This is a genomic window from Paraburkholderia sp. SIMBA_027 (assembly GCF_046535315.1).
GTDB lineage: Bacteria > Pseudomonadota > Gammaproteobacteria > Burkholderiales > Burkholderiaceae > Paraburkholderia > Paraburkholderia tropica.
The window spans coordinates 1-342 of record NZ_JAWRWY010000231.1 but is presented as its reverse complement, the minus strand read 5'-3'; the positions used below and the strand labels follow the sequence as shown (position 1 = coordinate 342).

The window sequence follows — 342 nt, the reverse complement described above, 5'->3', positions numbered from 1 at the left end:
TCAGCAAAAAACCCCTCAAGACCCGTTTAGAGGCCCCAAGGGGTTATGCTAGTTATTGCTCAGCGGTGGCAGCAGCCAACTCAGCTTCCTTTCGGGCTTTGTTAGCAGCCGGATCTCAGTGGTGGTGGTGGTGGTGCGACCGTTAAATTCAAATACAAAGGTGAAGAAAAAGAAGTTGACATCTCTAAAATCAAAAAAGTTTGGCGTGTTGGTAAAATGATCTCTTTCACCTACGACGAAGGTGGTGGTAAAACCGGTCGTGGTGCGGTTTCTGAAAAAGACGCGCCGAAAGAACTGCTGCAGATGCTGGAAAAACAGAAAAAATGACTCGAGCACCACCAC

1 protein-coding gene is annotated in these 342 nt (G+C 47.7%); it reads left to right on the top strand.

Annotated features, from left to right (window positions below; genetic code table 11):
• Positions 1-180: 180 nt before the first annotated feature.
• A complete protein-coding gene (locus tag SB764_RS38895; protein ID WP_410866597.1) occupies positions 181-327 on the top strand; it encodes a DNA-binding protein in 147 nt (48 codons plus the stop codon).
• The last annotated feature ends 15 nt before the right edge of the window (positions 328-342 follow it).